A 7128-nucleotide genomic window follows, 5' to 3' on the forward strand; every position below is an offset into this window, starting at 1 on the left:
CACAAGGGCCACCGGAGTAGCCCTGTTGATAGCGATTATTGCTTCGCGGCTGGCGCGATAATCGGCAGGTTTTTCAGGAGAAATTCCGCGCTCTGTTTCCAGGTTAACCAGTTGATATTTTCGGAACGAGGATGCGCGTTTTGCTCATACAGGGCTAACCAGTCTTCGACGGCCTTCGCGATGTCGGCCGGCGCTTCCCCGGAGAAATACCACGCATGTTCCTGAGCAATCTCTTTAAACACCGGAATGTCGCGGATAATCACCGGCAGCTTTTTCTGCGCCGCTTCAATCAACGGCAGGCCAAAGCCCTCCCCCTGCGAGGCAAAGATCAGCGCACGTGAACGAGCGTATAGCTCAGCCAAAAACTCGTCGCTGATATTCTGCAACCAGAACAGCTTTTTGTTCAGCTGCGGATGATGGCGTAATTTTTCGCACAAGCTGTCAACGTTCCAGCCCTGTTTGCCGACGATAAACAAGTTGTAGTCTTTGCCCTCACGCCATAGTTCCTCGAAGGCGGCCAGCGTCTGGGCATGACCTTTGCGCGGCTCCATGGTGCCAACCATGATAAATGATGGCGCCGCGGCCATCGTGGCTAACAGCGCCTGTGCATTATCCGGCATGCCGGTGGACGGTACGCTGGCATCGAGGTCGGCTCCCAGATGGAAGTTGCTGACGGTCAGCAGCGGGTTCGGTTTCACCCAATGGCGATTTTCCGCAATCCACGCTTTCACATCCTCGGCGACGCTGGCAGAGACGCAGATCAGCCGATCGGCGTGCTCTGCGAGGCAGGACAGCCAGATCGGGAATTCACGCTGAATGCCTTCGATACTCCACTCCGGGCGGCGTAATGGCAGAATATCATGCACCACGAAGCAGGCGAACGCCCCGGCGGCGCGCATGCTGTCAATTTGCGTCACCACCTCCGGGAAGAGATGCGCGGTCAGATCGGTGGCGATAAGCACATCGTCTTTGCTGAACAGCACCGGTTCGTCAGCGCCAAATTCGCCCGGGAAATGACTGGACAGATATTGGTTGGCGTAGCGATAACACTCGCCAGGGGTGTAGTAGACGGCGGAAACCTCGTAACCCGGCACGCCAGATTTCAGTAATTCGCTGAGGATACTGCGCGAGACGCGCTGGATCCCGGTCTTCGCGTCATGTTTCGCCAGAACCGAAATGTCCACCAGCAGCTTGCGGGAATGGCGCTTAAAGCTATTGCGCGCAACCGCCCATGCCAGACCAAGACGGTCGACTTCGCTCAGCGCATCGATTTTCTGCATCGTCTGGATACGGGAGGCGGTCACGCTTTCCGCCTGCCCGGCATTCGCCTCTTGGGACGACTGCAGCAGACGAGTGAAACCCTCGATCGCCAGATGGGCGGTATTGGCCCAGGAGAATTTGGCCGACTGCGCGAGAGCATGCGCTTTCAGCTCACGATAAAACGCCTCATCGGTCAGCGCCTTTTCCATGACCCGGCGAATGTCCTGCACATCATGCGGATTGAACATGGCATCTTCCCAGCCAATGACTTCCGGCAGGCTGGTAATGTTTGAACCCAGGGTCGCGGCCCCACAGCGCATCGCTTCCAGCGGCGGCAGGCCGAATCCCTCATGCAGCGACGGGAACACAAACAGTTTGCAAAGGTTGTACAAGGCAATCAGATCGTCGTCGGTCAGGAAGCCGGTAAAGATAAGCTGGCTGCGTGACAGGCCATAGCTTTCCGCCAGACGCAGAATACGCTCCAGATCTTCAGGATGCACCTTATACGCGAGCACCATCGGATAGCGCTGCTGCAGTTCGGCAGGCAGCATGCTGTAAGCATGAATAAGCGCTTCAATGTTTTTCCGCGGCTCGATCATCGCCAGCGTTAGGATAAACTCATCCGGCAGGCTGTATTTGTCTTTTAAAGACTGAATACGCTCAGCAGAATAATCGATCACCGCAAACTCTTCGCCCACCGCCGAGGAGATGTTCAGTACCCGATCGCTGGCGATGTCGGTATATTCGATCACTTCCTGAGCTGCCGACTGCGAAATAGCGAAGATCGCGTCTGCCCGCTCAAATTCCGCCAGCTTGTTCATATAAAACTCACGGAAATTCGGATCGCCGAGGTAACGCTCTTTATTTAACAGCGGGATCAGATCGTGGCATACACACACCGTCTTCCAGGGCACATTATCCGCCGGAATAGACACGGTATAACTATCCCCATGGCCTTCGAAGAAGCTAATAACATAGACGATATCAGGCGCGATATTGGCGATAGCGATATCGCGGGCCGCCTGGGCTGCCTTGCTACGACCGTGGTTTTCGATGTTGCAATAGGCCGTTGGCGCAACGGCTGAGAAGATGAACATATCTTCATCCGTCAGCAGGTCCCGATAGGCCATTTTGACATCATTGATATTATCAATGGGGTACATACCATTGATCAAAATACTGACGCGATGCTCACCGGCATTTTCAATAATGGCGCGGCTCATGGCCAGGGTACTGCGACCGATACCGCGGAATTTACTTTCCGACTGGTAACCCTGGACATCAATCAAAATATGCAAGTTAATCTCCTTATTTATTTTTCGTTAGTTTGAGATAAATTTCGTAAACCTCCGGAGGTAAAAGCTCCGGATGCATCACTTGCAGTTCAGTCTGCGATAAAATCTGCGCATCAGCCTGATACTGACTGTGCGGCAGTGGATTCATACGACGATACAAACGATAGGCAGGCTGATAAAGGCCCAGCTTATGTAAACCATTTACCGCGGTATGTTTTACCTGCGGATGTTTTCTCATAAACGAGAAAACAAACCGCAAGACGCGCTTAATAAAATGTTTACACCGCTGCACGAAACCATACTGCCTCAGCAAATGGATCTGCAGGCCCAGATAACGATAACCTTTGGTCATTCTCCAGGAACGGCTGCGATGGATTTTTTCGATTTCCTGGCGAAGCTGCTGGTTTTCGTTGCTTAAATGGTGGATCTCCCGGTTAGCGGCTTCCAGTCGCTGCAGTAGCTCAGCGGTTTCAGGGGGCAACTCGGGCTGAATATCAGCCTGCGGTTGCGCCTTCGCCGATTCCAGGAGCGCGGTCAGCTGCGCCATATTTTCATTCAGCCAGTTCAGCTCATGGCTGACTTCCACCGGCTGTTGAGCTTTCTCGACTAACGCATCCTGTGCGGCCTGCAGCTGAACGATCTGCTGCTCCAGAGCATGGATCTCCCCACGCATCGCTTCCGAACCGGCACTTTCATTACGCACCCGAGACTGGAGCTCCAACAGCACCGTCTCCTGAGCGATGATCCACTGTTCCGTCGCCCCGCGCTGCTGTTCAGCTGACGGCAGTTTCGCTTTCTTGTCGAACAGCGCCAACAGCAGGGCAAAGTTCCAGCGTTCAACCGGCTCCTGCCAGACCGCATACAGCCAGTTAGACCACGGCTGGGGCAGATTAAACGGATGAACAGGCGCCGAGCGCCAGAAACCAGTCCAGCTTTTGTTTTCGGCAAACAGCTCATTCACAAACACGAAGAACGACTGGACAAGGTTCGTCGGCCAGCTGCAGTCCTGCGGCGTGGTAACGATAGAGCCGAAGTCGATTAAGCGGGCATGCTGTCGGGCATCGACCATCACGTTCCACGGGCGTACATCGTCATGCCAGAACCCTTGTTTCTCCAGCGCCGCTAAGGAACGAAGCAAGCTACCGAGGATTTTTTCACGATCGATCTCCTCCCCGGCTGCCAGCATATCGCTCAGCAAACGACCCGGGAGTTTTTCCATCACCAGCCAGCCAGACTGAGCATTTTCGCCGTGGGCCAGTAATGCGGGCGCGTCAAAGCCCGCTGGCGGTTGCGCCAGGAACTTTATTTCATTATGCAGTTCATGTTTATTACGCTGGCTCTCTTCCGCCGTCAGGATGCCGTGGGGCATGTCGTAATAGAAAAACTTGCATACATAATCTTCGCCAAAGAAGTAGCGACGGCTGCGCTTATGCGCGAGGCCGGCCCCGGCATAGGGCTGATTCTGCCAGTGCTGGAACGGCTGATTAAAATCGTTGATCAGCACCCGGTGGTTGCTGACCAGGTACATCGGGCGCGGTACGGGGGATAAATGGGTGTCAAACTCACCGATCAGGCGATAAAACGCGCACTGCTCAATCAGTTCGCGCGGGTCGTCCGGCTGAGAAACGCCCCAGTAAAGCGGTTCTTCTTTCACCGCCAGCTCAAGGATCACCGCCTGGGTGACATCGGCCAGGCGCGAGAGCAGACGTTTAACTTCATCGATACCATGAAGGTGAACAATATGGTGAAACACGCTTAAGCCAATGGCCAGATCAAACTCGCCCTCTTCCAGCGCGGCGATCACCTCTTCAATTCTGCCTACCCGGAACTCGGCGGCAAAATCGGGGTTCTCTTCGGCCAGCGCGCGGCACACGTTAATATTTTCCTGCTGGAAATCGATACCAACGATAGTCGCGCCTTTGCTTGCCAGACTCAGGCTAAAAAAGCCCTGCGCGCAGCCCAGATCGAGAACGTTAAGCGGGCGCCCCAGCGCACGGGATAAGTTATCGTACTGTTCGGTAATCAAATCGAGGCGTTGATTACAATCACGAGCGGCGTCGCCATCCCATTCGGGATGGCCAAAAATAGTTTGATAAATCTCAGGTAATTCGCTAACCAGCGTGTTTAAGTCTTTAGTCATGGAATCGTTTTTCTCAACGTCATTGGTAGCTAGTAAAGGACGACTTAAGATCGATGACACCCCAGAAATCCATGCTCTTGGTCACATGTAAAATAATGGAGTCGTAACGTCTGTCCAGCGGCGTCATATCCGTCTGTGGGTTGCCGGCAGAGATACCAAATGACAGCAGGTAATCGCCACTGTTTAAATCAACCGGAAGGCTAAATTTAAAGACCCGAACATCGCCGCGGGAAACCGAAATATTTTCCCGCCCTTCAGAGGCGAGGAAAGAGTTGGTTCCGTAGAGGAATAAGCCATCGAGGGTCTTAATCAGGATGCCTGGCACCACGCAATCAAAGTCATATTCAAATACGACCTTCATCAGAAAATCGGTCTGCTGATTGCCCGTCAGTGAGGGAGGAAAATCAACCCCGGCGCTCTGGATATGATAATCGATGATTTTCGCGCCACCCTGCCCCCAGCGATATTCTTCCGGACGGTAGCCTGGGCGCGTGTGGTACACATCTTCAATCTCATCGAGAGACATCTGGCTTTCGCCACTGGCTGACGAGATAGCCGTTGCGCTTTTTGTCGCGCTGTCTTTATCCGGTTTGCCAAACAGCTCATCCAGGTAACGGTTGGTCACGTCGCGAGCGGTGCCGTCCATGCAGATGTCACCATTTTTGAGGAAAATGGCGCGGTCGCAGTGCTTGACGATATCCCCGGCGCTGTGGGAGACCAGTAGCAGCGTGGTCCCCTGTTTTTTGAAGTCCGCGATGCGAGCATAGCATTTCGCCTGAAAACGGGAGTCACCCACGGAGAGCGCTTCATCGACGATCAGAATATCCGGCCGGGACGCCGTGGCGACAGCGAACGCCAGGCGCATTTGCATCCCGCTGGAATAGATGCGCACGGGCTCTTCAATGTAGTCGCCAATATCGGCGAAGGCTTCGATCTCTGGCATTAAGCGCTCAATCTCTTCCCGGCTCAGGCCCATCATCAGCCCGGACATATACACGTTCTGCCGACCGGTAAAGTCAGGATGGAAGCCCATGCCCAGCTCCAGCAGCGCAGCGACGCGCCCCTGGATCTCAATGCTGCCTTTGGTCGGCTGAGTGGTGCCGGTCAGCAGCTTCAGTAACGTACTTTTACCTGCGCCGTTCACCCCAACAATGCCGACCGCTTCACCGGGTTCAATACTGAAATTGATATCTTTCAATACCCATTTCTTGCTGTGCCGCGGCTTATCGCCCGGCAGAAGTTTCTCAATGACCCGGTTCCATTTGGATGGATAATATTTATACGCCTTGCCGACGTGCTGAACTTTGATACTCATGATTAAATCTCGTCCACAATATCAGCGGCATGTTTTTTAAATAAACGCCAGGCAAATAAAAACAGAATGACGGACAGCACCGTGACCGGAAGCAGCGCCAGCCAGTTAGGGCTCTGGTGATAGAGCATCACGTTCTGGTATGAACCGATAATGGTCGCCATCGGGTTATACGCCAGCAGACCAGAGACCCACTCCGGCAGCGTTTTGGACACGTAGACAATGGGCGTAAACCAGAACCAAAACTGCAGCAGGATATTCACGAACTGCCCGACGTCGCGGACAAAAACGTTCAGCACCCCGAGGATGATCCCGAGGCCGAGGGTGAACAGCATCTGAACGATCAGCACCGGAATGATTTCAAAGAAAATCATGCCCGGGAAATTGCCCGTAACGATCAGAAACAGCACGAACAGACCAAAAATGATCAGGAAGTTAATGAACGCCGAAGCAGTGACGATGATTGGTAAACAGATCCGCGGAAAGCTAAGCTTTTTAAGAATGTTGGCGTTGGTCAGAAAAACGTTGACCAGACTATTGAGCGTTTCCGTAAACAGCCCCCAGGTTAACACCCCGGAACAGAGGTAGATACTGTAGGCAAAAGGGCCGTCCATGCCCGCCAGGCGGGCACGCATTAACTCAGAAAAGATTAATGTATATACGGAAATCATGGCGATCGGCTGTAAGATCAGCCATGCCGCGCCTAAGAAGCTAGTCTGGTAACGGGACTGAAAGTCCCGTTTGACGCTGTCAATAATAAAGCCACGGTAGCGATAGATCGCTGAAAACATAGGACTCAAAGCGATTCCTCTTTTAACAGGTTGAGCAGCTCGGCGGTTTTCTCATTCATTAACGCAGTATCCGCTCTGGACTCAACGTTCAGACGCACCACCGGCTCGGTATTGGACGTGCGCAGGTTAAAACGCCACTCAGGGTATTCAATACTGATACCGTCCGTTGTGTCGATGTGTGCGGCCGCCGGCTCATACTGCGCCCGGATGCGGGCTATCGCCTCCGCCGCATTCCCCAGCTTGCGGTTGATCTCCCCCGACGCCGGGAACGCCGCCTGGCGGTCCGCCACCAGCGATTTCAGCGAACTGTTCTTCAGGCACAGCAGCTCC

The 7128-nt window shown here is 53.8% G+C and carries 4 protein-coding genes and 1 pseudogene; all 5 read right to left on the reverse strand.

What is annotated here, in order from left to right; translation table 11 throughout:
• Nucleotides 1-35 precede the first annotated feature (35 nt).
• Nucleotides 36-2558, reverse strand: coding sequence for a polymannosyl GlcNAc-diphospho-ditrans,octacis-undecaprenol 2,3-alpha-mannosylpolymerase WbdA (wbdA, locus tag KHQ23_RS13370; protein WP_040203962.1), 2523 nt, complete (start codon nucleotides 2556-2558; stop codon nucleotides 36-38).
• Between the two features lie 10 nt (nucleotides 2559-2568).
• A complete protein-coding gene (locus KHQ23_RS13375; protein WP_040175663.1) occupies nucleotides 2569-4695 on the reverse strand; it encodes a methyltransferase domain-containing protein in 2127 nt (708 codons plus the stop codon).
• 19 nt (nucleotides 4696-4714) lie between these two features.
• Nucleotides 4715-6010, reverse strand: coding sequence for an O9 family O-antigen export ABC transporter ATP-binding subunit (gene wzt, locus KHQ23_RS13380; RefSeq protein WP_040203966.1), 1296 nt, complete (start codon nucleotides 6008-6010; stop codon nucleotides 4715-4717).
• A gap of 2 nt (nucleotides 6011-6012) precedes the next feature.
• Nucleotides 6013-6798, reverse strand: coding sequence for an O9 family O-antigen export ABC transporter permease subunit (gene wzm / locus KHQ23_RS13385; protein WP_020956642.1), 786 nt, complete (start codon nucleotides 6796-6798; stop codon nucleotides 6013-6015).
• Nucleotides 6799-6803: 5 nt separating this feature from the next.
• Nucleotides 6804-7128, reverse strand: a pseudogene (locus tag KHQ23_RS13390) (phosphomannomutase CpsG); the annotation flags it as partial.

Source organism: Klebsiella sp. 64 (genome assembly GCF_018223915.1).
Taxonomy (GTDB): domain Bacteria; phylum Pseudomonadota; class Gammaproteobacteria; order Enterobacterales; family Enterobacteriaceae; genus Klebsiella; species Klebsiella pneumoniae.